This window comes from Campylobacter aviculae, assembly GCF_005406215.1.
GTDB classification, from domain to species: Bacteria; Campylobacterota; Campylobacteria; order Campylobacterales; family Campylobacteraceae; genus Campylobacter_D; species Campylobacter_D aviculae.
The window spans coordinates 62175-87166 of sequence record NZ_NXMA01000009.1 but is presented as its reverse complement, the minus strand read 5'-3'; the positions used below and the strand labels follow the sequence as shown (position 1 = coordinate 87166).

The 24992-nt window shown below is 31.0% G+C and carries 21 protein-coding genes, 2 tRNA genes and 4 pseudogenes; 6 read left to right on the top strand and 21 right to left on the bottom strand.

Annotated features, from left to right (window positions below):
- The 11 genes and pseudogenes from CQA76_RS06095 to CQA76_RS06045 form a co-directional block, all read right to left on the bottom strand.
- Positions 1–1176, bottom strand: a 1176-nt coding sequence (locus tag CQA76_RS06095; RefSeq protein ID WP_137622533.1) for a flagellin, incomplete at its 3' end; no start/stop codon positions are given.
- 154 nt (positions 1177–1330) lie between these two features.
- Positions 1331–3058 (bottom strand): flagellin A, encoded by a 1728-nt coding sequence (locus CQA76_RS06090; protein ID WP_137622532.1) that lies wholly within the window; start codon positions 3056–3058, stop codon positions 1331–1333.
- Between the two features lie 129 nt (positions 3059–3187).
- Positions 3188–5012 (bottom strand): annotated as a pseudogene (locus CQA76_RS06085) (motility associated factor glycosyltransferase family protein).
- Between the two features lie 8 nt (positions 5013–5020).
- A complete protein-coding gene (locus CQA76_RS06080) occupies positions 5021–6268 on the bottom strand; it encodes a DUF2920 family protein (protein ID WP_137622535.1) in 1248 nt (415 codons plus the stop codon).
- Positions 6255–6783: pseudogene (locus tag CQA76_RS06075) on the bottom strand (prepilin-type N-terminal cleavage/methylation domain-containing protein). The gene CQA76_RS06080 and the pseudogene CQA76_RS06075 overlap by 14 nt, the downstream one beginning before the upstream one ends.
- Before the next feature lie 4 nt (positions 6784–6787).
- Positions 6788–7795 (bottom strand): tRNA (adenosine(37)-N6)-threonylcarbamoyltransferase complex transferase subunit TsaD, encoded by a 1008-nt coding sequence (gene tsaD, locus CQA76_RS06070; RefSeq protein ID WP_137622531.1) that lies wholly within the window; start codon positions 7793–7795, stop codon positions 6788–6790.
- Positions 7792–9180, bottom strand: a complete 1389-nt coding sequence (gene pgp1, locus CQA76_RS06065; RefSeq protein WP_137622530.1) for a peptidoglycan D,L-carboxypeptidase Pgp1 — start codon at positions 9178–9180, stop codon at positions 7792–7794. Before pgp1 ends, tsaD begins: the two co-directional genes overlap by 4 nt.
- Entirely contained in the window at positions 9180–10253 is a 1074-nt protein-coding gene (gene dxr / locus CQA76_RS06060; RefSeq protein WP_137622529.1) for a 1-deoxy-D-xylulose-5-phosphate reductoisomerase, read from the bottom strand. Before dxr ends, pgp1 begins: the two co-directional genes overlap by 1 nt.
- Positions 10250–10975, bottom strand: a complete 726-nt coding sequence (locus tag CQA76_RS06055) for a phosphatidate cytidylyltransferase (protein WP_137622528.1) — start codon at positions 10973–10975, stop codon at positions 10250–10252. The genes dxr and CQA76_RS06055 overlap by 4 nt, the downstream gene beginning before the upstream one ends.
- Positions 10976–10986: 11 nt before the next feature.
- A complete protein-coding gene (locus CQA76_RS06050; protein WP_137622527.1) occupies positions 10987–11325 on the bottom strand; it encodes a hypothetical protein in 339 nt (112 codons plus the stop codon).
- Positions 11326–11327: 2 nt separating this feature from the next.
- Positions 11328–12635: an NFACT RNA binding domain-containing protein gene (locus CQA76_RS06045; protein WP_137622526.1), complete on the bottom strand. Its 1308-nt coding sequence runs from the start codon at positions 12633–12635 to the stop codon at positions 11328–11330.
- 77 nt (positions 12636–12712) lie between these two features.
- Here CQA76_RS06045 and CQA76_RS06040 point away from each other — a divergent pair, with 77 nt between their 5' ends.
- The 4 genes from CQA76_RS06040 (at position 12713) to CQA76_RS06025 (ending at position 14913) form a co-directional block, all read left to right on the top strand.
- Complete coding sequence (locus tag CQA76_RS06040) at positions 12713–13273, top strand: molybdenum cofactor guanylyltransferase (RefSeq protein WP_408608977.1); 561 nt, start codon at positions 12713–12715, stop codon at positions 13271–13273.
- Positions 13270–14286, top strand: coding sequence for a phospholipase A (locus tag CQA76_RS06035; RefSeq protein WP_137622524.1), 1017 nt, complete (start codon positions 13270–13272; stop codon positions 14284–14286). Before CQA76_RS06040 ends, CQA76_RS06035 begins: the two co-directional genes overlap by 4 nt.
- Before the next feature lie 123 nt (positions 14287–14409).
- Positions 14410–14631, top strand: a complete 222-nt coding sequence (locus CQA76_RS06030) for an Ntn hydrolase family protein (RefSeq protein WP_137622523.1) — start codon at positions 14410–14412, stop codon at positions 14629–14631.
- The gene (locus CQA76_RS06025) at positions 14632–14913 is read left to right on the top strand and encodes a type II toxin-antitoxin system RelE/ParE family toxin (RefSeq protein ID WP_137622522.1); all 282 of its coding nucleotides are present in this window, start codon (positions 14632–14634) and stop codon (positions 14911–14913) included.
- 188 nt (positions 14914–15101) lie between these two features.
- Here CQA76_RS06025 and CQA76_RS09230 read toward each other — a convergent pair whose 3' ends face one another.
- A complete protein-coding gene (locus tag CQA76_RS09230) occupies positions 15102–15215 on the bottom strand; it encodes a hypothetical protein (protein WP_137622521.1) in 114 nt (37 codons plus the stop codon).
- Between the two features lie 385 nt (positions 15216–15600).
- Between CQA76_RS09230 and CQA76_RS09425 the strand changes: the two are divergent.
- Positions 15601–15678 (top strand): annotated as a pseudogene (locus CQA76_RS09425) (phospholipase A); the annotation flags it as partial.
- A gap of 39 nt (positions 15679–15717) precedes the next feature.
- Here CQA76_RS09425 and CQA76_RS06005 read toward each other — a convergent pair.
- The 4 genes from CQA76_RS06005 to nrfH all read right to left on the bottom strand — a co-directional run bounded on the left by CQA76_RS06005 (position 15718) and on the right by nrfH (position 18866).
- A tRNA-Ser gene (locus tag CQA76_RS06005) sits at positions 15718–15807 on the bottom strand.
- 62 nt (positions 15808–15869) lie between these two features.
- Positions 15870–16424, bottom strand: a complete 555-nt coding sequence (locus CQA76_RS06000) for a hypothetical protein (RefSeq protein ID WP_137622520.1) — start codon at positions 16422–16424, stop codon at positions 15870–15872.
- Between the two features lie 105 nt (positions 16425–16529).
- Entirely contained in the window at positions 16530–18359 is a 1830-nt protein-coding gene (locus tag CQA76_RS05995; RefSeq protein WP_137622519.1) for an ammonia-forming cytochrome c nitrite reductase subunit c552, read from the bottom strand.
- 15 nt (positions 18360–18374) lie between these two features.
- Positions 18375–18866: a cytochrome c nitrite reductase small subunit gene (gene nrfH, locus CQA76_RS05990; protein WP_137622518.1), complete on the bottom strand. Its 492-nt coding sequence runs from the start codon at positions 18864–18866 to the stop codon at positions 18375–18377.
- Positions 18867–19070: 204 nt separating this feature from the next.
- On the opposite strand from nrfH, the gene CQA76_RS05985 reads away from it, so the two are divergent.
- Positions 19071–21155: an RNA degradosome polyphosphate kinase gene (locus CQA76_RS05985; RefSeq protein ID WP_137622517.1), complete on the top strand. Its 2085-nt coding sequence runs from the start codon at positions 19071–19073 to the stop codon at positions 21153–21155.
- Between the two features lie 262 nt (positions 21156–21417).
- Here CQA76_RS05985 and CQA76_RS05980 read toward each other — a convergent pair.
- From CQA76_RS05980 to CQA76_RS09040, 5 genes and pseudogenes are all read right to left on the bottom strand, one after another.
- Positions 21418–21494 (bottom strand) — tRNA-Arg (locus CQA76_RS05980).
- A 33-nt stretch (positions 21495–21527) separates the two neighbouring features.
- Positions 21528–23603 carry an elongation factor G gene (gene fusA, locus CQA76_RS05975; protein WP_137622516.1) on the bottom strand — a complete coding sequence of 692 codons (2076 nt, stop codon included), beginning with the start codon at positions 23601–23603 and terminating at the stop codon, positions 21528–21530.
- Between the two features lie 13 nt (positions 23604–23616).
- Complete coding sequence (rpsG, locus tag CQA76_RS05970) at positions 23617–24087, bottom strand: 30S ribosomal protein S7 (protein WP_137622515.1); 471 nt, start codon at positions 24085–24087, stop codon at positions 23617–23619.
- Positions 24088–24157: 70 nt separating this feature from the next.
- Positions 24158–24544: a 30S ribosomal protein S12 gene (gene rpsL, locus CQA76_RS05965; protein ID WP_002782934.1), complete on the bottom strand. Its 387-nt coding sequence runs from the start codon at positions 24542–24544 to the stop codon at positions 24158–24160.
- Between the two features lie 231 nt (positions 24545–24775).
- Positions 24776–24931: pseudogene (locus CQA76_RS09040) on the bottom strand (aldehyde dehydrogenase); the annotation flags it as partial.
- Positions 24932–24992 lie beyond the last annotated feature (61 nt).

The following is a 24992-nucleotide window of genomic DNA, read 5'->3' as shown; positions in this document are numbered from 1 at the left end:
AATTTGTTTTCCACCACCTTGGTAAGAATTAAAGCCCATAGCATCAGCCACGTTTGCATCGATTTGTCCTTTAGACTCTCTTAAAGATACTGAAGATTGAGAAATCATATCAGCTTCACCCATACCGATTGCAGATAAGCCTGTCCCACTGATATTAATATCACGACCATCATTTTTAACCAAAGACAATCTTCCGTAGTTTTCTTTTTGATTTGCTAAAATACCAGCACCAGCACCGATATCTCCAGTGATTTTAATCCCTCTACCATCTCTTGAAGTCAAAACCAATTTACCATTTTCATTTCTAGAAGCTTCTATACCTGTAGTATCTTTTACCGCATTGATAGCAGCGATCAATTGCCCATTTTCATCCCCATCTTTATAAGAAACCTTACCGATAGTAACACCATTGATAGCAAAATTTTCAGATGTATTACCAGCTTTAATCTCATAAGCCCCTGTAGTTTTTACATCAAAAGTTGCACGAACTCCAGTTTTATCAGAGCTTCTATTGATCTCTTCAGCTAAAGCCCCGAGTCCTGTTCCAACAGAAGTTGAAATCACTACGCTTTGAAATTTAAAGTCTTCAACCCCATTATAATTTTTAATCACAAGACGTGCAATACCATCACTGTGACTTTGAGAACCTGTTTCAAATCTTGTTACACCGATTTTTGAAGATTGAGTTGGTCCTATGCTTGCTTTAATAGTTTGATTTGAGCTTGAACCGATTTGAAATTCTTGATTGGTAAAATTACCACTTAAAAGTTGTTTTCCATTAAAAGCTGTAGTATTAGCGATATTGTCAAGCTCTTCCATCAAGCGGTTGATATCTGCTTGAAGCATTGTTCTTGTTTTTAAGCTTTGACCATCTTGAGCTGCTTGAGTCGCTTTAGTTTTGATGGTATCTAAAATTTTAAGCTGCTCATCCATCGCTTTATCTGCAGTTTGTAAGATACCGATTGCATCGTTACCATTGTTGATCGCTTGACCTAAAGTCGCTGCTTGTGAACGCAAAGAATCCGCGATAGCCATCCCTGAAGCATCATCTGCCGCCGAGTTAATTCTAAGACCAGAACTAAGTCTGCTTAAAGACTTGTCAAGTTCGTTAGCATTAACAACTGAATTTGCATGTGCGTTCAACGCACCTATATTGGTGTTTATTCTAAAACCCATTTTAAATCCTTTCAAAATATTGCATCAAAAGGATATAAGCAATAAGTGTTCCAACTTTTTGATTTTTAAAATGAAATATAAATATTTTTAAATTTAGAAAGAAAAAAGGAGAAATCCAAGCCTAAAATTAGGCTTAGATTTGGATTTGTATAAACTATTGTAACAATCTTAATACATTTTGACCGCTAGCATTTGCTTGAGCCATCGCATAAGATCCACTTTGAGCTAGGATGTTCGCTTTAGAGTAGTTTGCACTCTCACTTGCAAAATCCACATCTCTGATTTGTGATTCAGCTGATTTCACATTCACTTGAGTTACAGTGATGTTGTTAATAGTTGATGTGATTTGATTTTGAACTGAACCGATGTCTGCTCTGATTTGGTCAAGATTTGCGATCGCAGTTTCAGCGATATCCATTACCGCCATAGCACCTTTAAGTGTGGTTACACCTGAACTTTCTTTTGTAGTTCCAACTGCATTACCTGCTGAAGTTTTTAAGGTAGCAAATTGAGAATTTCCTGAACCAGCAGAAAAACCTGAACCAGCAGAAACAGTATAAATCGATTTCACATCATTAGCAGACATTGCACTTACAAATAGAGCTCCATTGGCTAATTCTACCGACATATTTTTACCACTACCTACAGAGAAGCCTGAACCTGCAGAAAAGCCATTTTTTTCCATATAAGATGCTAAAGTTTGACCCACAATAATTTGTTTTCCACCACCTTGGTAAGAATTAAAGCCCATAGCATCAGCCACGTTTGCATCGATTTGTCCTTTAGACTCTCTTAAAGATACTGAAGATTGAGAAATCATATCAGCTTCACCCATACCGATTGCAGATAAGCCTGTCCCACTGATAGCGATATCACGACCATCATTTTTAACCAAAGACAATCTTCCATAGTTTTCTTTATTTACAATACCAGCACCGGCACCGATCTCCCCTGTAATTTTAATCCCTCTACCATCTCTTGAAGTAAGAACCAATTTACCACTAGAATCTTTAGAAGCCTCTACGCCTGTAGTATCTTTTACCGCATTGATAGCAGAAACTAACTGGCTATTATCATCTCCATCTTTATAAGCAACCTTACCGATAGTAACACCATTGATAGCAAAATCTTCAGAGGTTGTTCCAGCTTTTACAGCATGAACCCCTGTAGTTCTTACATCAAAAGTTGCGCGAACTCCAGTTTGATCAGAACTTTTATTGATCTCTTCAGCTAAAGCCCCGAGTCCTGTTCCAACAGAAGTTGAAATCACTACGCTTTGAAATTTAAAGTCTTCAATCCCATTGTAATTTTTGATCACAAGTCCTACAACACCATCACTGTGACTTTGAGAACCTGTTTCAAATCTTGTTACACCGATTTTTGAAGATTGAGTCGCTCCTATACTTGCTTTTACAGTTTGGTTTGAGCTTGAACCGATTTGAAATTCTTGATTGGTAAAATTACCACTCAAAAGTTGTTTTCCATTAAATGAAGTAGTATTAGCGATATTGTCAAGTTCTTCCATCAAGCGGTTGATATCTGCTTGAAGCATTGTTCTTGTTTTTAAGCTTTGACCATCTTGAGCTGCTTGAGTCGCTTTAGTTTTGATCGTATCTAAAATTTTAAGCTGCTCATCCATCGCTTTATCTGCAGTTTGTAAGATACCTAAAGCATCATTACCATTAGATATAGCTTGGCCTAAAGTGTTAGCTTGAGAGCGAAGTGAATCCGCGATAGCCATCCCTGAAGCATCATCTGCTGCTGAGTTGATTCTAAGACCAGAACTAAGTCTGTTTAAAGACGCATCTAAGCTTTTAGAGTTTAGATCAGAGTTTGCTTTAGCGTTAAGTGCCGCAACGTTTGTGTTAATACGAAATCCCATTTTAAATCCTTTTAAATAAAATTCAAGCTCATCCATGAACTTGTTAAACACTATATCGTTTGCTTAAAAAAAATCTTTATAGTTTTGATTGTATTTTTTGAAATTTTGTATTTTAATATCGGAAGATAATTAAGAAAAAGTATGCAAAATAGACTCTCGCTTTGAAATTTTTTCAATAAATAAATTCAGCCATTCTTGATAAACTTTAAAAAATAAAAGCAAAAATTCTTGTTCATTTTGATATTTCTTTACAATCACTTCGCTAAGTTGCACCCCTCTATAAAAGAGAACTCCTTTTAAAACCCCATCGTGAATCAGTGGGATTTGATCAAGTAAAAGATTGAAATTTTCTATATTTTTATAGACATTAGTTAAAAAATCTAAAGGGAGATTTTCTCGCTTTAAAATCGTTTCTAAGGCATTGCACAAAACCTTAGCATCTTCTATAACTTGACAAATCGTTTTTTGATCCTGAGTGAATTTTTCTAAAACTTTTTTTAGAATTTTATCACTTCGATTTAAAGTTAAAGTCTTTGGGGCCTCTAAAAATGTTTTCTTTTGTTGTGTAAAATGGGTGCAACATTCTTCAAAACTAAGCTCTTTTGTAAAAGCTATCCTCGCCCCCCCCCTCTGTGGCATTGTAAAAATTTACTTTACGATTGCACGAAAAAAGATGTTCTAATTTTTTCCTATAATTATCCCAAGCTAAATGAGTAAGTACTTCACCTTTTCCACCATAAGCTACAACTTTTAAGCTAGGAATGTTTAAAGTTTTATCTATATCTTTTCCTAAAACAAAATCTTTAAAATGAGAATTTCCATCTTGATTGTAAGCTAAATCCTGCCCTATCATGATAATGTTTTTAAATTCTAGGGTTAAAGCTAAAGTGTAACACATGTGCCCAACGTGAGTTCCAACTTCTAAATAGCCAAAATCTTCAATATTTAGAATTTTACAAAATGGATGATCTGTTAAAATCAAAGAAAAACTAACGCCTTTATTTGCAATACTAAGAACTACTTTTGGATTTGTCCCTATGGCTAAAAGAAATAGGGTTGTTTTTAATTTTTCCTTATCTATATCTTTAAAAAATTCAATAGGATATTCTTCAAAATCTATATTTAAAACATAATCAGGAACGATATCGTTTTTATAGAGTAAAGGAAAAGCTCCATCTGCACAAAAGATGACAAAATTTTCTTGATATTTTTTCAAAAGCGGGATTTGCTTTTCTAAACTTGGACCAGCACAAACCACTATGCAATTTTCCGATTTAGCTTTTCTTTCACTGATTATCCTTTGAAAAGGGATATTTTTTAGCATTAATGGTATATTCTTTGCAAAATTTTCATAACAAATTAAAGATACTTTAGAATCAGGATTTAAACTTTTAGTCAAAAGATTGATATTGTTATAGATAATAACATCTATTTTTTTGATTTCATCATAATAATAATTTTTATAATAAGAATTCATAAATATTTCATAAAGATTCAAATACCCAAATATGTCTTTTTGATTAAATAATATACTAAGTTGTATATTGATTTTCTCTTCATTGGCATCTACAAGATAGATTTGACCGCTACTTAATTCTTCACTAAGATCAAGCACACTTAAAGCTAAGATAAAAAGTTCGATTTCACTTTCAAAAACAAAAATATGCTTGTAAAATGGGACTAAATTTTTAACAAGCAAAGCATTGCCTATACCATAAATGCATACAAAAGGATATCTTAAAGTTTTTTCTAAAATACTCTTTTGAAAATAGGCAATTTCTTGCCTTACATCGCCATACATAAAAACTTGATTTTTTTGATCAAAAATATTTAAATTTTCATCCAAACTAAAACGAACGCATTTTGAATTTTGCAAAAAATCAACTAGCTTTTTAGCTAAGGGTTCATTGGTTCCACTTGCTAAAGCTTGGATATTTTTTTCTAAATACATCATTTTGTGCCTTAATTTTTAATTTCTAAAAATATCTTATCTTCTTTTTGAGTGAATGTATAAAGCAATTCTTCACAAGGATAACTTATGCTTTTATCTTTGCATTCTTTTTTAGGATATTTTTTAATCTTTTCAAGCATAATAGGAAGTTCTTTTTTAATCAAAGTTTTTATAGACATTCCCATACCATGTTCTAAACTTTTGATGAATTTTCCATCGATTTGATTTTCATCTTTGATCATGTAAAGTTTTGCATCAAATTCATTATTTTTTAAAAAATCATAAAGTTCTCTTTTATCTTCTGGAGGAGCTATCTTTTTATCATAAAAAGAATGATAACTTACATAATGAGTGCTAGGAAATTTAGCACATACTTCAAGATGACTTGGTTCTAAGATATTACGGATCATGCGTCTTGCCGGAGAGAAAAAATAAGGTGAAGAACTATTGCTTGTCCAAAAAGTTTTTGTAGAACAAAAAACTTTTATGTGTTGAAAAAAATCAAAAGTATTAAATTCAGAATACCGCATAAAATCAATCTCTTTACCAAATCCAACCAATCTCCAAAGAAATTTAGCATAACTAGAATTATCAATCACTCCATCTATAAGCCAAGGGGCAATTTTTGCAGCCAAATGAGACAGATATCCCCCATGAGAACTACCGATCATAATCACAGGAATACCCCCCCCCATGGTATCAAAAGGAGCGTTGTTTTTTAGATAAAGTACTACATTTATAAGATCTTGAGCTTGCATAATACCAAAATTTTGATACTCATTTTTTGTAGGCTTTAAACTCGCGTGTAAATTTAAAAAATAATCCATTCTAAATCTACCCTCTTTTTTTCCTTCTATCAAAGTTTGATTGATAAAATGAAAAATTTCACTCATTTGATCATAATTTTGAATTTTATCCACACTATAAGGTAGTTTAATGCCTGCTGCTTGAGTGGTAGCATCTAAAATAAGTTTATCGATTTCATCCAAATAAAAAGTAGAGCCTGTTTGAGGACGATTTCCTACACAATGATAATTCACACCAACCACAGCAACATTTAAATCACTTGCTATAGTTTCTGCCAAATGATCGCGATAGTTTTCATTTGCATCCCCGCCAAATCCTGGAATAATAAATACCAAAGCTTGAGGTTTTCTTTCATCATCAAAACAAAGTTTAAATTCAAGCTTTGATTCTCTTTTTATACTAAGCTCTACATCATCACAAGAATCGATTTCATAGGTTTTACTCATTAACATCATTCACCCCTATTAAAGTATAAGTTTTTGAAGCTAGATTTTTAAAAATTTCACTTTTGCTTAAGGCTATACAAGCTTTATTTTTAGAAGTGCTTGTAAAATCTACATTTTCTAAATCATTACTAGAGCCATTGGCTATACTTTCTATAGCTCTTTTGCTTACTTCATTGCTTGAAATTCCCATTAAAATAAAGTCTGATTTATTGATAAATATAAGCTTTAAACACCTCTCATCATCGCCCACTTTGAAATTCACTTCTTTAATTCCACTAAAATCTTTCAAATCAACGTTTTCAACTCCGCTGACATTACTCATAGAATTAATCGTGCTTAAAGTATCTTTTTTTTAAAGCATAAATACTGATATCATTGATCAAAGTTTTTAGATTGCTTAAAGATTTACTAAGCTCTGCTTCATCTTTACTTGATTCTAATTTTGGCAAAGCAATGGCTGCTAAAATTCCCAAAATAATGATAACAAAGACAAGCTCTAAAATAGTAAAAGCTCTTTTCATTAAATTATATCCTTAAGAAGTTTTTATTTTTTGGACTAAGAATTTCTTCGTCTATGTTTACAAATTCGGATCTTTTATAGGCATCTACTGCAGCTCTTGCTATCATCAAAGCATTATCAGAGCAGTATTTTAAAGGAGCTAATTTTAATTTAGTATGGTATTTTTCGCATAAATTTTGCAAACGCGAACGCAAGGTTAAATTCGCACTCGCACCCCCAACAATACCAAATTGCTTAAAAGAATATTGTTTAAAAATTTTTTCTAATTTATCTAAGATATGTTCACAAGCAGCTTCTTCAAAGCCATAAGCGATTTCTGCTTTTATATTTTCATCCAAATTTTCATACTTTAAAATTTCTAAACGCACCGCATTTTTAAGTCCTGAAAAACTATAGGCTAATTCTTTAGAATGCTTTAAAGGAATGCTGAATTTTATATTTTTATCTTTAGCTTTTTTGGCTAAATTTTCTATAATCACACCACCTGGGTAACCCAAACCCATCATTTTAGCTACCTTATCAAAACTTTCTCCAAAACTATCATCGTTTGTGCTAACTAAAATCTGTATCTCTCTTTTGTCGTCGATGTAAAGTGCCATAGTATGCCCACCACTTACAAGCAAAATTCCTATGTCAAGATTGACTTCTTCTTCTAAAAAAAGACTATAGATGTGTCCTTTAAGATGATTGATAGCAATGAGGGGCAATTTTAAACCTACCGCTAAAGTCTTAGCCATGGTAATACCCCCAAGTAAAGAAACACTAAGTCCTGGTTCATTGGTAACGGCTATAGCACAAAGTTTGCTAAAATAATCTTTACATTGTGCTAAGATATTAGGCAATGCTGCACTATGAAGACGCGCCGCAAGCTCTGGCACAACCCCACCATAAACACTATGTTCAAGCTCTTGAGAAATTTTTTTATAAAACACACATTCTAAATTATCTTTATTGATGATAGCAATAGAACTATCATCACAAGAGCTCTCTATAGCTAAAATCAAATTTTTCATTCAAATTCCACTAAAATAGAACCGATGAATTTATCTTTAGTTTTTGCCGTTCTTACAGTATAAAAATCTAAATTTTTAACTTTCTTTATCAGTTTAGCATCGACTGATTTTTCTAAAAGCTGTTGCAGATTTGCTCCTCGTAACTCATAAAATTCTACACGATAAATTTTACCTGCTGTATCTAAAGAATATGAAGTTTTCATATCTTTTTTATGTATGAGAATATTACTTTCATCTTTGCCATGATCAAAGCCTATAATATTTACACGCACTCCTCTGATCCTCGGTATCAAAAAATTCTCTTTCACTTTAACTTTAGTTCCAAAATTGACTATAAGATCTTTTTGATCTACTTCCATAGCTACCTCATCAAAAGGATCGCTAAATTCTAAATATTCAGGATAAAGTCTTGTTTGAAAACGATTGCCATATTGTATAAAAAAAGAAGATCCATCAGCAATCACAGCGGTAAGCTCATTGCTTGTATTGTAATTTAGTTCCTTATTAACCGGAAAAGGTACGTAATTAATAACCTTTCTTGGATTTTTCAAGGAAAGCAACATTCTATCATCAAAAAGTTTAACTTCGATTTCGCGATTAATTGCCTCATTAACTCCTTGTGGTGTGAGTTCAAAATCTCTTGTAAATTCTATACCTGCGGTTTTTAAATAATTTTCAATCGCTAAAAGATGATAATAAGCTCTTAAATTTACAGGTAAATTCTTGCTCGCTTCATTGGCAAACGCAGCTTTATTGTGTGAAATAACAAAATAAGTAAGGGCTTTAAGCATTTCAGTATCGTCTAATTCTTGTGTTTTGGTATTTTTAAGATGATAAGCATGTTTTGGATCTACCAAGGATGCATTGACGCTATTGACCGTTTGTGTGGCTATATTTTCAAGATCGGGATATTTGCTTGCATTGATTTCACTTGTATCAATCACGCTAGAATTGCCCCATCTTTTAGGGTTTTGCATAGCATCAATATAAGTAGGCTTGTAAAAACCCCAACCATCGTGAAGATTGATGACCATACTCACTTCAGGAAGTAAAATAAGTTCTTTTATACGCTGGATTGTCTTATAATCAGGATCTTTTGAGCTGATATTTGCAAATTTTCGGTTTAAATCTCCATTGTTTCCACGAGAACGCTTGATAATACTATCAAAAGCGAGATTAGGAGCAACGATGATTTTACCTTTTGTAATATTATAATCACTCAAAAGCAAGCTTGCTGCGTGAAATCCTCCCGGTTCATCGCCTTGAATTCCACCAAAAATTAAGACCGTGTTGTTGTCATCTAAACTTTTTCCATTTTCTCCAATGCTAAATTCAAGAGCAAAAGCATTAAAACTTAAAAACAATACAACTAAAAAAAATCTCATCAAACACCTTTTAAATATTCTCTTGTTTTGTAATCATACTCAAAAACTTCCTCAATACTTGAAATTTTAGGAACTCCAAAATGATCAAGTGCTCTAAAAATAGTATGTGAAATATCTAAAAATCCGCTTTTATAATCTAAAAAATTGCGTACCCCTACTTCATTGGCCGCGTTGATAACTACTCCTAAATTTGGCTCTTTTAAAAAGGCTTCTTTGAGTTTAAAAACGGGATATTTTCTCGTGCTTATTGGATAAAATTTTAAACTAGAAAGTTTAACAAAATTGATTGCTTCTAAAATTTTTGTTTGGTGTGAAGAAAAAATAGCTTCTGAAATGGCAAGTTTCATATCGGCTTTTGAAAAATACGCAGTAGTAGCACCATTTTTAAATTCGCACATTGCATGGACAATTGATTTTGGTTCTATTAAGGCATCAATATTTTTAAAATCATATAAATGATAAGCTTCTATAATCTCAAAAAGTTTATTTACCATAGTCGCACTATCTATGGTGATCTTAGTTCCCATAGTCCAATTAGGATGTTTTAATGCATCCTTAGGCGTAACGCTTTTTAGATCCTTGATTTTACTTCTACGAAAAGCTCCGCCACTAGCTGTTATATAAAGTTTTTTAATATTTTTTTTACCTTCGAGTAAAAATTTTAAAGCCGAATGTTCGCTATCTACAGGGATGATTTTAGCTCCTTTTAAAAAATTTCCCGCTACCACTAAACTTTCTTTGTTGGCTAATGCAATTTTTTTCCCTAATTCTTTCGCTTTTATCGTGCTTTTTAATCCCGCAAATCCTACGATGGCATTGAGTAAAAAATCATCTTCACAAGTTTGCAAAATTTCTTCCAAACCCATTTGTCCTACAAAAACCTTATCGTGCTTTACCAAATGCTTATCTTTGGCATTTTTTATCGCAACAAATTTAGGTTTAAAAATTTGTATTTGTTCATTTAAAAGCTTGATATTTTCTCCACAAGCAAGGGCTGAAATTTTGATATTTTTTAACGCTGCAAGTTTAAGTGCATTAATCCCTATACTTCCCGTACTTCCAAAAATAATCATAAAAAAGCAACCATTACAAAAGCAGCGATAATCACGGCATCGATTCTATCAAGTATGCCACCATGACCTGGAATAAGATCTCCGCTATCTTTCACTCCCGCTTCTCTTTTAAAATAGCTCTCTAATAAATCCCCTATAACCGCCATAAAGGCCGAAAAGAAAGAACAAAGCAAAGCAAGCCAAAAACCATAGACAAAAACTCCGATCAAAGTCCCAAATATACTAGCAAAAACAAGCCCACCTATCACACCTTCCAAAGTTTTATTAGGACTTGTAGGCGAAAAAGGGGTTTTTCCCATTAATTTTCCTATAAAATACGCGGCACTATCACAACTTGCAACTATCAAGATCAACCAAAATAAAGCAAACATTCCATGATCTAAATACACTTGCCAAAGTGCTAAAATAGGCAAACTAGGATACAAGTAAATGAGAGTAGGTTTTAAGCTTGATTTTTTATATACTTGATATCCAAGTATCAAAAGAGCGGTTAAAATTCCTAAAAATAAAGGTTTTGAAATCATAGTGCCCAAGATAAAAGCTAAAATCAAAGGTATCATGCTTACATTTTGCAAATCAAAAAGTTTTTTTGCCTCACCAAAAGCTAAAAATAATAAAGCTGCAAAAATAATAAAATTGATAAAAAATTGATCGATCAAAGCTATGATGACTACACCTGCTGCCATCAACAAACCCCAAACGATTCTAGTTAAATTAAACATAATTTTTCCTTTTATATACTTATATCAATACGATGAATACTTTGTGCGTCTTTAAAATTTGGATCTTCTTCTAAATCCTCTTCAATGTCTTCTTCTGTTGTCTGTTTTGCTTCTTGCTTGTGTTTTTTCTTTTTTTCTTCTTGTTCTGCTTTTTCTTTAATCTCTTCTTTAACATCATGAGTTTCATTTACTTTTTCAAGTTTATCTAAAACCTTTTCTTTTTCGTTTAAAGAAGCCATGTTTAAAGTTGCTGAAAAACCTTCTTTGGCAAGTTCGTTACTTGCTTGGGCTGCTGGATAGGCCATATTTTGATTGATAAAATTCATATTTCCTATAGGGCTAACTGGCATGATCAATCCTTTGTAATGTAGATACTTTTGAAATTTGTATAATTAACAAAAGCTTTTTGTTGAACTTTAACAAAATTTCTTAAAGTATAATCGACCCAATACGAACCTTTCTTTAATTTTGAAAAACTCACACAAAGTCTTGCTCCAAATTGTATCACATCTTCGGTAATTTTTCTCTTGTTTGAAACTATGATAGTATGCGAACTTGGAATATCCTTAACATGTAACCACATATCCTCTTTTTTTGCATTTTTTAATAAAATTTCATTACCTTTTTCATTTTTACCCACACAAATTTTAAAATCATGAAAATAAAAATGTGCAATATGATCATTTTCTTTATTTTCATAATTTTTCTTACTACTTTTTCTAGGCAATAAAATTTCAAGCTCCCATTCATCTTTTGTTTGCATAAGCAAATTTTTTAAATTTAAAGAAAAATCTAATTTTTCCTGCAGGTTAGCTCTTTGTATGTTTAAATTTCTAGCTCTTTGCTCTAATTTTTTGGCATTTTTATAAAATAAATTAGCACTCTCTTTAGGGCTTGTTTCAAGTTTAAAATGCATTGTTTTATCTTCAAAATCCTTAAGCTTAAAGTCTCTTTCGTACTCTTTTAAACAACTCAAATTAGCAAACAATACATCTGCTTTTTGTCTATATTCTAAAGCTTTTTTAAATAAAAAATCTTCCTGATCTAAACCCGATATTATTTCATTTAAATTGGTAATTTTTTTATCTATTTGAGCTATCTTTGAGGCTTTGATTTGATTGATTTTATTTTCATTGATGGATTCAAATTTCTTACTAAAATAAGTTTTAAAATCAATAATTTTTTCATAATTATCATCCATTTTATAAGGCTTTAGAGGTTCTAAAATCACATTTGGCTTTATAATGCGATAGCTTTTATCAATATGTCTTAAAGCATCAATAATCATTTCTTTTTCATCAGTTATGATAGCATTGGTATTCTTACCTGTAAATTCAAAGTAAATTTTATTTTCATAACTCTTATAAGATTTGTTACTAAAGGTATGAAAGCATAAAATGCGATTGTTTTCTAAAATTTTAACATCCTTAATAAAAGCATTGCTAAAATATTTTTTAAGCATAAAATCAAAAGGCGCATTATAATTTTTTACTTTTAAATTTGCAATGTAAATTGCACTATTGGCTCGACTCAAATCAAAAATAAATCTTTGTCTGTCAAAACTAAGCTCTAAAACATTATCATTGATACGTTTTATAAAATCGATTTTTTTAAATTTTTTAAAAAAATCTTTTAATTGTAAAAGTTCTGTATATTTCATAATAAAAATTATAAGATATTTTAGCCAATTTATGGTAGAGTTATATCAAAAAAGGAAATAATTTGAGACTTGGTGAAATGAGTTGTGTGATTTTGTGCGGTGGAAAATCAAGTCGTATGGGACAGGATAAAAGCAAATTAAAAATCAAAAATCAAACCTTAATTGAATTTCAAGTCAAAAAAATGTCGCAATGGTTTAAAAATATTTATGTAAGTGTCAAAGAAGATAAATTTGACAAGCAATTTTTAATCATCAAAGATGATCCAAAATTTCAATTTTACTCCCCTATGATTGCTCTTTATTCCATACTTTCCTATTTTAAAAATCAATTTGTTTTTATTTTAAGCGTAGATAGCCCAAATATAAACGAGGATGAAATTTTAAAAATGTTTGCTTTTTTAGAAGAAGATTATAAAATCATCATAGCCAAAACCTCATCTTATAAACATCCTTTGTGTGGTTTTTATCATAGTTCTTTGGCTAGCATTTGTAAAGAATTTTTAGAAAAAAATGAGCAAAAAATAGGGCTTTTATTTTCTCAAGTTAAGACTAAATTTGTAGAATTTGAAAATGAAAATACCTTTTTAAATTTAAATTTTTATAAAGAATATGAAAAATTTAAAAGTGAGTTGAAATGAAAAAAATTATTTTATTTTTATTAGTTTGCAATATAGCATTAGCTGAAAATTTAGAAGAGGCTTTGGAATTTGAAAAAAAAGGCGATTATAAAAAAGCTATGCAAATTTATAAAAAAATAGCCTTAGAATACCAAAAAAAATCCCAATCCTCTTCAATTCAAATCAATAAAAAATCAAAAATCGATACTGACTTCAATCAAGAAATAAAAATCAAAGAAAATCCAGATATTTTAAAAAACAAAAAAGAAGATTTTTCTCGACTTGCTTTGGCAAATTATCTTGGAGAAGATACAGATTTTAATCCTTTAGGTATTAGTGCTTATAAGATGAATTATTTTTTACCCTTTGCGTATAGCTTTGACTCAATTGGTAATAATAACCGCAAAATGGAAATGAAATTTCAACTTAGTATTAAAAAAAGACTATTTGAAAATCTATTTGGGCTTAATGAAAAATACTATATAGGTTATACTCAAACTTCTTGGTGGCAAAATTACAAACACTCCTCTCCTTTCAGGGAAACAAATTATCAGCCCGAATTTTTTGTTGATTTTCCTCTTTATTTTAAAGATTATCGATTTTTCAACAATCTTCGTTTAGGATTTTTACATGAAAGCAATGGAAAAGGAGATGAAAATTTAGAATCTAGATCGTGGAATAGAATTTATGCTTCTACGGCTATTTTATATAAACGATTTTTAATCGTTCCACGAGTTTGGTATAGAATTCCTGAAGAAAGAAAAGATGATGATAATCCCGATATTAGACACTATATGGGTAATTTTGACTTAAATTTAGCATACTTAGGGGATGATTATTTTATAAATATTATGTTAAGAAATAATCTTAATTTAAGCCATAACAAAGGTGCAATACAAGCTGATATAGGGTATGATATTTTTAACAATGGAATTTATTGGTACTTGCAATATTTCAATGGGTATGGGGAAAGTTTGATTGACTATAACAGAAAACTACAAAGACTTTCTACCGGATTTCTAATTTCTTACTAATTCACAAAAACAAATTTGTTTGGAAATTCTCTATAGAAGTGGCGGACAGAGAGGGATTTGAACTTTTTTTTATAAATAAAAAATGTTTTTATGTTATAATGAATTTTTAAAAAGGAGTGAAAAATGAATTTAGAATTTTCAAAAGAAACTCAACATTTTTTAACTAATTATTGCAAAGATAACAATTTAAGTGAAAAAGAAGTTTTAGAACTTGCTTTAAGTTGTTTAGAACATAAAATAAGAATTGATAGTTATAAAAAAGATGTAGAACTCTACAATCAAGGTAAATTAAAAACTTTAGATTTTGATGAAACTTTTGATGATATTAGAAAAGATTTAGAATAAATGAAAATTGTTCCAACTCTTAGATTTAAAAATGAGCTTAGGCATATTGTTAATTTTATAAAATTAGATAGTCCTTTTTATGCTAAAGAATTTCTTAATGACATTAATTCAATTTGTAAAAATCTTTCTTTTATGCCTTATAAAAATAGAAAATCTTTGTCTTTTGATAATGAAAATATAAGAGATTTGATTTTTAAAGGTTATGTTATCCCTTATCTTATTAATGAAAGTAAAAATGAAATTGTGATTTTAGGTATATACAAAAGCAATCTTTGGGATTGATTTTTTAATTTATTTCTTTTTTTAGAATTCTTGCTTCCATATCAGCAATGTAATACTTTTTTTCTTTTTCATCTAATTTCTCAAATAATTCTAAAACTTTATTTTCTTTTATATCACTTTCTTTTTTGATTTCCTTTATTTCATTAAAATACTTTATTATTTCATCTTGTCTTGCTTCTTCTCTATTTTCATAGTTTTAAACCATATTCTATAAGTTTAATTAACTCTGGTTTTGTTTTTTGCCAGTTATATAATGTTGTTATTGTTACATTTATTCTTTTTGCTATTTCTTTTTTATTCATTTTTTGCCCCTTTCTTTTTATTTTTTGAAATAAACTATTTAATAAATAAAATATAAATTTTAATATTTTATATTAATTTTAATATTTAAAATTTTTTATATTAATTTATATATTTAAATTGTTTAAGCATTTATTTTTAATTTTTATAATAATCGAAATATTTTAAATTTAATAATTAGTCTATTTTTCAATTATTTTAATTTTACTACTAAATACTTAAAATTTCAAATATAAATAAAAATAATTTATATTTGAGCTTTTTGCTCTGCTTACTCCTTTTCCGACACCTTAAGGAGTAAGTTTTTTTAAAAGGTGTTAAATAAATTAAAAAGGTGTGTATTATGCAAATGATTCCTGAAGGGTTTAACCTCGCCTACTCTCTCAAAGTGGGTATGGGGAAAGTTTGATTGACTATAACAGAAAACTACAAAGACTTTCTACCGGATTTCTAATTTCTTACTAATTCGCAAAAACAAATTTGTTTGGAAATTCTCTATAGAAGTGGCGGACAGAGAGGGATTTGAACCCTCGAGACCCGTTAAGATCTGCACCCTTAGCAGGGGTGTGGTTTCAGCCACTCACCCATCTGTCCTTAAAATGAAAGTATGATTATATAGTAATTTAAATAATACCTAGCTTAAAATTTTAGATAAATTAAAGGCTAAAATAAGCTAGAATTATCGTAACGAAAAATCCCATTCCAAGTATTAAAAATTGTTTTTTTCTGTCTTTTTTGTTAGCAAATAAAGTAATTGCAATCCCAGAAATATAAAGCAAAAACAAAGTAATTCCAAAACCGACACTAAGAATAGAAAAATACCATAAGCCTTTATCCTTATGAAGCATAATCATATCACCCAATAAAGATCTGGTTTTAAGAGTGATGAGATATTCATTTTCATTAATAGGTGCAATATTGGCACTATAATGGATTCCTCCTATGGCTATGCCTTTATTTTTACTCTTTATAATATTTGTGTTTGATGGAAGTTTTAAATTATTTTCTATAAGATATTCAATTAAAGCCTCTCTTTCTTTTCCTTCTTCTATATGCCTTACTAATTTATAATTTTGCACTTTTAATCCGGTATCTTGATTAAAACCAAAAATATAAGCGATTCCTGTTGTAGCAAATATTAAAGCACAGGGTAAGAAAAATAAGCTCACATAAATATGAATTTGTCTGAATAATTTATTTTTGTTAGGCATTTTTTTCCTTAATTTTAACATTCTTGCTTATCATAAGAAAATAATGTGAATTAAATGTGAAGAAAAATATAACATTATAAAACCCTGTTTTAAGGGTTTTATAAATTATTTCTTATCTATAAATCTATAATTATAAGGAGAAAGATTTTTATCCTCTTCTAAAAGTTCTTTTGGAGGATTTCCATTTACTTCTTTTTCATCGCCATAGTAACGATCTCCCGCTTTGTGTCCATTAACATCAACCTTGTAGTAAAGCTCACCTGGGTTTAATTTTTGAATATCTTCAAAACCTAAATTTGAAATTTTAAAGTCTTTAATTCCATTTGCATTTGCAATTTCTAAAAGCTTAGCCTGTCCCATTCTTGCCATATCTATAGCTTGAAAAATAATTCTCGAAGCTTCACGCGGATTATGAAAACCGGTTGAATTTTCAGCATTGACAAAATCAACTCTCATTTGGGATTTTCTATGAAGTTCTAATACGTCTTTTAGTTCCGCATTTATCTTAGCTTCATCTGCCTTACTATCGGTTTGAAATTGCTCCATAGTGCCCAATTTATCGCGTAATTTTTTAGTATCCATTATAAAGCTTACCAAAGCATATTCAGCCGTTCTTTGTTCTGAAGCTACTGTATTTTGTATATCTTTAACTTGCGCTCTTAACTCATCTTCACTTTGTTTATGACAAGCTTTACAAGCTGAATTGATATCCCTTAAAGGAGAGGTTATATTGTGTTGAGAAATTTTCTTAGCACCTTCTCTAATATAAGGCATATGGCAATCCGCACAACTTACACCATTTGCTGCATGTACGCCACCACTATAAAATTCACTTTCTGGGTGTTGAATTTTGATGATTGGAGCACCTGTAAGCTTATGTGTAAAATCTGCACCAAATATTGCACGAACTTTATCATAATACTCATCAAACATTTCAATTCTAAATGGCTGCCCTTTTTTCCATTCATCCCAAGGAAAAGTTAAAACAATACCATTAGTTTCTATTTCTTTTGCCTTATTACCATCTCTCCAAAATTCATACTCATCGTAAGTTTTTTGAGTGCCATCCCACCATTTTTTAGAAGTATCATCGGCAATACTCTCTCCCATCACTTTAACTTTTTCTCCAGTTGGTTTGAAATAATACTCCACATGACATTGAGAGCAAACCAAAGTTCTCATTTCTTCTCTACTTGCTTTTATGCCTTGAACAGGATCCTTTTCATAACCCCTCGCTACTAAAGCATTGATAGCAGCCTCTCGAGTGAGTCTTAAACTCATATCATTTGGATTATGACAATCCGCACAAGTAACCCCCATTCTCTTTCCACCATGTGCTCCAGCGTGTTCTGGTGAATTTTCTGCTATACCATCAACAGTAGGAATATTTTTTATCATCGTCCAATAATTAGTAGAATTAAACGCTACAAAATCTCCTTTAGCAACATTTTTAATCAGCCACGGAGTCCAACCACTATGACAATTCATACAAGCTGTAGGTTGCCCTTTAAAAGCTTTAAATCCGTGAGCATTAAGAAAATCTTTATTATTTCTTGCGGTTTTCATTTGATCGATTTGAACCCAAAAATGACCTCTTTCTTCATTGGCATCAATACTAAAAGGATAACCCGCCCAAAGTATAGTTAATTGCGGAAAACGAATGAGTTTTGAATAAGCTAAATTGCCACCAAATTCAGTTGGTTGCGGTTTTTCTTTTTCAACTTGTAAATACATATTGAGTTGCTCTGGAAAAACCTTTCCCCATTTTTCATAATTTGGATCCTCATCGCTAAGTAAAGAAAAATCTATATTTGATGCGATAACATTTTTATTTGCTTCATCTTTCTTTTTTTGATTGATATCATTGTTAAGCCATAAAACCCCAGCTATAAGCAAAACAAGAACACCAATACCCAGACGTAAAAAATTTTTCATTAAATCATCTCCTTATTAAATTCCGTGTTTATGACCCACATCTTTATGACAAGAAACACATTTTAAAGACTTGTCTGCGTGGGGGTTGGTAGTAGCATTAATCGCTGTTTGTGCAAAATCAGCGTGACAACGGATGCAATTTTCTTGTATCATCTCTTTACTTTTTTTAGTTGCACTTAAATTCGTTGGAAGTTCATCGAGTTTAAAGGTAAAAGCATAAGCATGACCTAAACCACTCTGTGCTTTTGCAATCCATTTAGCTAAAAAGCTATGCGGCAAATGACAATCCACACAAGTTGCTCTTGGTTCACCTTTAATCTTTTGTGAATGTGGCCCTTGCATATATTCATTATAAACTTCATTCATAATATGACAATTGTTGCAAGACTCACTTGCACTACTCAAATAAGATACGCCTTTTGCATTATAAAACGTATAAAAACCAACTGCAAAAAATACAAAAAGCAAAATAAGAAAAATATTAAAAAGATTCGAAATTTTCTTCAAACTAGCTCTCCTTGAACATTCATTTTCTTTTGTTAGAAAATAAAATTCTTAATTCTAACATAATTATTGTTAAAATATATTTAAAGATATATTTACTCTTAATTAATAATATTAAAATCTATAAATATTTTTAAAAGCTAAAAATCAGATAAAAATCGTTGGTTTTCAAATAAATGTTAAAATTAAAAGAAAAAAGGAATTTTAATGCAAACAAGTCCTGATATGTTTTTAAATAGGGAACTTTCTTGGTTACAATTTAATTCACGTGTATTAAATCAATGTGCAAAACCAATACCTTTACTAGAACGACTTAAATTTATCACTATATATTGTACCAATTTAGATGAATTTTATATGATACGCGTAGCAGGGCTTAAGCAATTGTTTTCTGCAGGCGTTAATACAAGCAGTAGTGATGAAATGACTCCTTTGGAACAACTCAAAGCTATACGTAAATATTTACACGAAGAAAAACAACTCTTAGAACGTTATTTTAGAGAAATTACCCAAGATCTTGAAAAAGAAAATTTATTCATCAAGCAATATGAACATTTAGATGAAAATTTAAAACAAAAGTGCGATGAGTACTTTTTTTCAAATATATTTCCTGTAATTGTTCCCATAGCTGTCGATGCAACCCATCCTTTTCCACACTTAAATAATTTATCTTTTTCCTTAGCGGTCAAAATTTGTGATAAATCACACCCTGAACTTATCAAATTCGGTATGGTAAGAATTTCAAGAGTACTACCTCGTTTTTATGAAGTAGTTTCTAATATTTATGTTCCGATAGAAAGTATAGTCCATCAGCATATTGAAGAAATTTTTCCTGGTTATAAACTTCTTGCTTCAGCCGCATTTAGAGTAACAAGAAATGCGGATATTGTTATCGAAGAAGAAGAAGCGGATGATTTTATGATGATACTAGAACAAGGTTTAAAACTTAGAAGAAAGGGAGCTTTTGTCAGACTTCAAATTCAAAAAGATGCGGATGAGCAAATTGTAGAATTCCTAAGCACACATATGAAAATTTTTCATAAAGATGTTTATGAGTATTCTATTTTACTCAATCTTCCAAGACTTTGGCAGATCGTAGGAAATAAAGCTTTTACTCATCTTTTAAGCCCTCTTTATACTCCAAAAACTTTACCACCATTTGATGAGAATTTGTCCATTTTTGATGCTATTGATAAAGAAGATATTCTAATCATTCAGCCTTACGAAAGTTTTGACCCTGTTTATAAATTCATCAAAGAAGCCAGTCAGGATCCTGAAGTCATTTCTATAAGAATGACTCTTTATAGAGTGGAAAAAAATTCAAACATTGTCCAAGCTTTAATTGATGCAGCGAGTGAAGGGAAGCAAGTTACAGTGATGGTGGAATTAAAAGCTCGTTTTGACGAAGAAAATAATTTGCATTGGGCAAAAGCTTTAGAAAATGCCGGAGCTCATGTTATTTATGGAATTAGAGGCTTTAAAGTTCATGCTAAAGTTTCACAAGTCATTCGCAAACAAGGAGAAAAGCTTAAATTTTACATACATTTAAGCACAGGTAACTACAACGCAAGTAGTGCTAAAATATACACAGATATAAGTTATTTTACCAATCAAACTGAAATTGCTCAAGATGTAACAAGTTTTTTCCATATTTTATCTGGTTTTAATAAAAATCGTCATTTAAACACTCTTTCCATGAGTCCTAATCAAATCAAGGAAAAAATTCTAGAAATGATACACCTAGAAGCAAGCAAAGGTGATAAAGGTGCCATTATTGCAAAAATGAATTCTCTTGTAGATAGTGATATTATTAAAGCTCTTTATAAAGCAAGTTCGCAAGGAGTTCAAATTGATCTTATTGTAAGAGGTATTTGCTGTCTAAAACCCAACCAAGAATACAGCAAAAATATACGTATAAGAAGTATAATAGGAAAATACCTAGAACACGCAAGAGTGTTTTATTTCAAACATAGTGAGCCAAACTATTTTATATCAAGCGCAGATTGGATGCCAAGAAATTTAGAGCGTCGCTTAGAGCTTATGACTCCGATTTTTGACGAAAAAAATAAAGCTAAATTGGCGCAATTTTTACGTTTGCAACTTAGCGACAATACTTTAGCTTATGAACTTCAAAATAATGGAGAATATGTTAAAATTCAGCATAATGATAAAACTATAGATTCTCAACAGACTTTAGAGGATTATATAAGTAAAATATATCAAACTTTTAAAAAAGATACCGATCAGGCAAAAGCGGCACAACTAGCATCTAAATTATTTAACGAGAATTAATCTTTTTTAGACTGATATTTTGATTGTTTTTTAATATTGTTTATTTAAAGTTATTAATGAAGATTTTTAATTTTATTTTTAAATTACAAAAATAAACTTTTTATTTTTTATTGGCAATGCATTCTATTTGAAAATCATATATCATTACCAAGAATTTAAATTCACATCAATATATAATCTTATGCTTAATTTATTTCATCTATTATTTTGGTAAAAGATTATTAAAGAAGTTATACATACATTTATTTAAGAATAATCCAAATGGTGTCCACGGCGAGATTCGAACTCACGGCCTCAAAATTAGGAATTTTGTGCTCTATCCAGCTGAGCTACGAGGACAAAAAAGCGGAAAGAAAACTTCCGCTTTGATTTTTAACCATTTCTTTTTTTGATAATTTCTTCAGAAACATTTTTTGGAACTTCATCATAGTGATCAAATTCCATAGAATAAGTCGCACGACCTTGAGTTTGACTTCTAAGATCTGTGGAATAACCAAACATCTCAGCCAAAGGACAAAATGCAGTAATGATTTTATTTCCACCTCTTTCATCCATAGAATTGACTTGACCGCGACGCTTATTTAAATCGCCTATTACATCTCCCATATATTCTTCTGGAGTTTCAACTTCAACTTTCATCATAGGTTCCAAAATCACAGCACCTGCTTTTCTAGCCCCTTCTTTAAAGCCCATAGAAGCAGCGAGTTTAAATGCCATTTCAGATGAATCTACTTCGTGATAACTTCCATCATAAACAGTCACTTTTACATCCTCTACAGGATATCCCGCTAAAACACCATTTTGTAAAGCTTCTTGGATACCTTTATCTACAGCTGGAATATATTCTTTAGGAATTACCCCACCTTTGATATCATTGACAAATTCATATCCACTTCCTGGATCAAGCGGTTCAAGACGTAAAAATACATGTCCGTATTGACCACGTCCGCCTGATTGTTTAGCGTATTTGTATTCTTGTTCAACTGTTTTTCTAATTGTCTCTCTATAAGCAACTTGAGGTTGACCTACTTCAGCTTCAACTTTAAATTCACGAAGCATACGATCAACAATAATTTCTAAGTGAAGTTCACCCATACCTGAAATAATAGTTTGACCGCTCTCTTCATCAGTAGAAACTCTAAAGCTTGGATCTTCTTGTGCAAGTTTATTTAAAGCTATAGACATTTTTTCTTGATCTGCTTTGGTTTTTGGCTCAACCGCAACAGAAATAACAGGATCTGGAAAATCCATTCTTTCTAAAATAACTTTATCTTTTTCACTAGCTAAGGTATCACCTGTTAAAGTATCTTTAAGTCCTACAACAGCACCAATTTCTCCAGCATAAAGAACTTTAATCTCTTCTCTTTTATTTGAATGCATCTTTAGCAAGCGACCGATTCTTTCTTTTTTGTCTTTTGTAGAATTATAAGCATAAGAACCACTTTCTAAGCTTCCACGATAAACACGAACGAAAGTAAGTTGCCCTACAAATGGATCAGTCATAATTTTAAAAGCAAGTCCAGCAAATTCACCATCATCGGTTGATTTTACAGAAACTTCTGTGCCATCTTCATATTCACCTCTGATATTTGCAACCTCATCAGGAGCTGGCAAATAAGCTACAACCGCATCAAGTAAAGGCTGAACTCCTTTATTTTTAAAAGCTGTTCCACAAAGCATAGGAACGATAGCAAGGCTTAAACATCCGGCTTTAATCCCTGTTTTAATCTCTTCAAGAGTTAATTCTTCCCCGCCAAGATATTTTTCCATCAACTCATCAGAAGTTTCAGAAACCGCCTCTATCATCTTAGTGCGATATTCTTCAGCTTTTTCTTTTAATTCTGCTGGAATCTCTTTTTCAACATAATCTGTTGGCTTAGTATCATCTTCCCAAACCAAAGCTTTCATCGTTACAAGATCGATAACGCCTTTAAAATTATCTTCGGCACCAATTGGAATTTGAATAGGAACTGGATTTGCTTTTAAACGGTTGCGAATTTGATCTTCTACATTATAAAAATTAGCACCGATTCTATCCATTTTATTAACAAAAACAATTCTTGGAACGCCATATTTATTTGCTTGTCTCCAAACGGTTTCTGATTGAGGTTGAACCCCGCCTACTGAACAAAAAACAGCTACAGCGCCATCTAAAACACGCATAGATCTTTCAACTTCGATTGTAAAATCCACGTGGCCTGGAGTGTCTATAAGATTAATTTGATGATCTTTCCAAAAGCAAGTTGTAGCAGCAGAGGTGATTGTAATACCTCTTTCTTTTTCTTGCTCCATCCAGTCCATAGTCGCAGCACCATCATGCACTTCACCGATTTTATGACTCATTCCGGTGAAGAAAAGAATTCTTTCACTTGTTGTTGTTTTTCCAGCATCGATATGTGCTGCAATTCCTATATTTCTAACTTTTTTTAAAGGAGTAGTTCTTGACATCTTATTCCTCCTCTTACCAACGATAGTGAGCAAATGCTTTATTTGCTTCAGCCATTTTATAAGTATCTTCTTTTTTCTTAAATGAAGCGCCTTTGCTATTAGCAGCATCCATTAATTCTGCTGCAAGCTTTTCTATCATAGTTCTTTCACTTCTTTTTCTTGCAAAAGAAATGATCCAACGAATTGCTAAAGCTTGTTGTCTAGCAGGTCTTACCTCCACTGGAACTTGATAGGTAGCACCCCCGACACGACGAGATTTAACTTCTAAAAGAGGTTTGATATTTTCAATAGCTTCATTAAAAATATCAATTCCTTTTTTTTCGCCACCTTTTTTATCAATAGCTTCTAAAGCACCATACATTATAGTTGTTGCAACACTCTTTTTTCCATCATACATTAAAGAATTAATAAATTTTGTGATCACTTTATTACCATAAATCGGATCAGGTAAGACCTCTCTTACCGGAGCTTTTCTTCTTCTCATTATTTATTCCTTCAAACTTTTAATTTTACTCAAACAAAATCAAATCAAACGGACTTGTCTGTCTTTAAATTTACTTAGCAGCACCTGCTTTAGGACGCTTAGCACCATATTTAGAACGAGAAACTGTTCTTTTTGCAACACCTGCTGTATCAAGCGCACCGCGTACAATGTGATATTTCACACCTGGTAAGTCCTTAACCCTACCACCACGCACTAAAACAATGCTGTGTTCTTGAAGATTATGACCTTCACCGCCGATATAGCTAATCACTTCAAAGCCACTAGTAAGTCTTACTTTGGCAACTTTTCTTAACGCTGAGTTTGGTTTTTTAGGAGTTGTTGTATAAACCCTAGTGCAAACTCCCCTTCTTTGTGGGCAATTTTTAAGCGCTGGAGATTTAGATTTTTCTAAAACTTTTTTACGCTCTTTTCTAACCAATTGATTTATGGTTGGCACAATAATTCCTTTCTTTAAATAATGTAATAAACCTTGAATAGTATCTAAAATTTGCTTAGTTTTTATTAAAATTATCTTTTATTTTATTTACTAAGGTATTTTCTCTGTTTTAGTGTCAAATAAAATAAAGTTGTAGCTATAAATCAAAATTTTTCAATTTCAAAAAACCTTAATCCAAAAATATACAATTAGATTAAGGCAAAAAATAAATTATTGTTTTTCTGTGTTATATTATAAATAAACTACATGAGTAGCTAAATACTCTTCAAGACTATGTTTGCCATCAACCCCTCCTATTCCATTTTTCTAAAATCCTGCATGAAAACCCTGCATTGCTTCAAGATTTTCACAATTGATATAAATTTCCCCAAATTTGATTTCTATACTAAATTGTATATTACTTTAAAATATTATCATTATCATAGTGTAAGTACTATAAATTTAAATA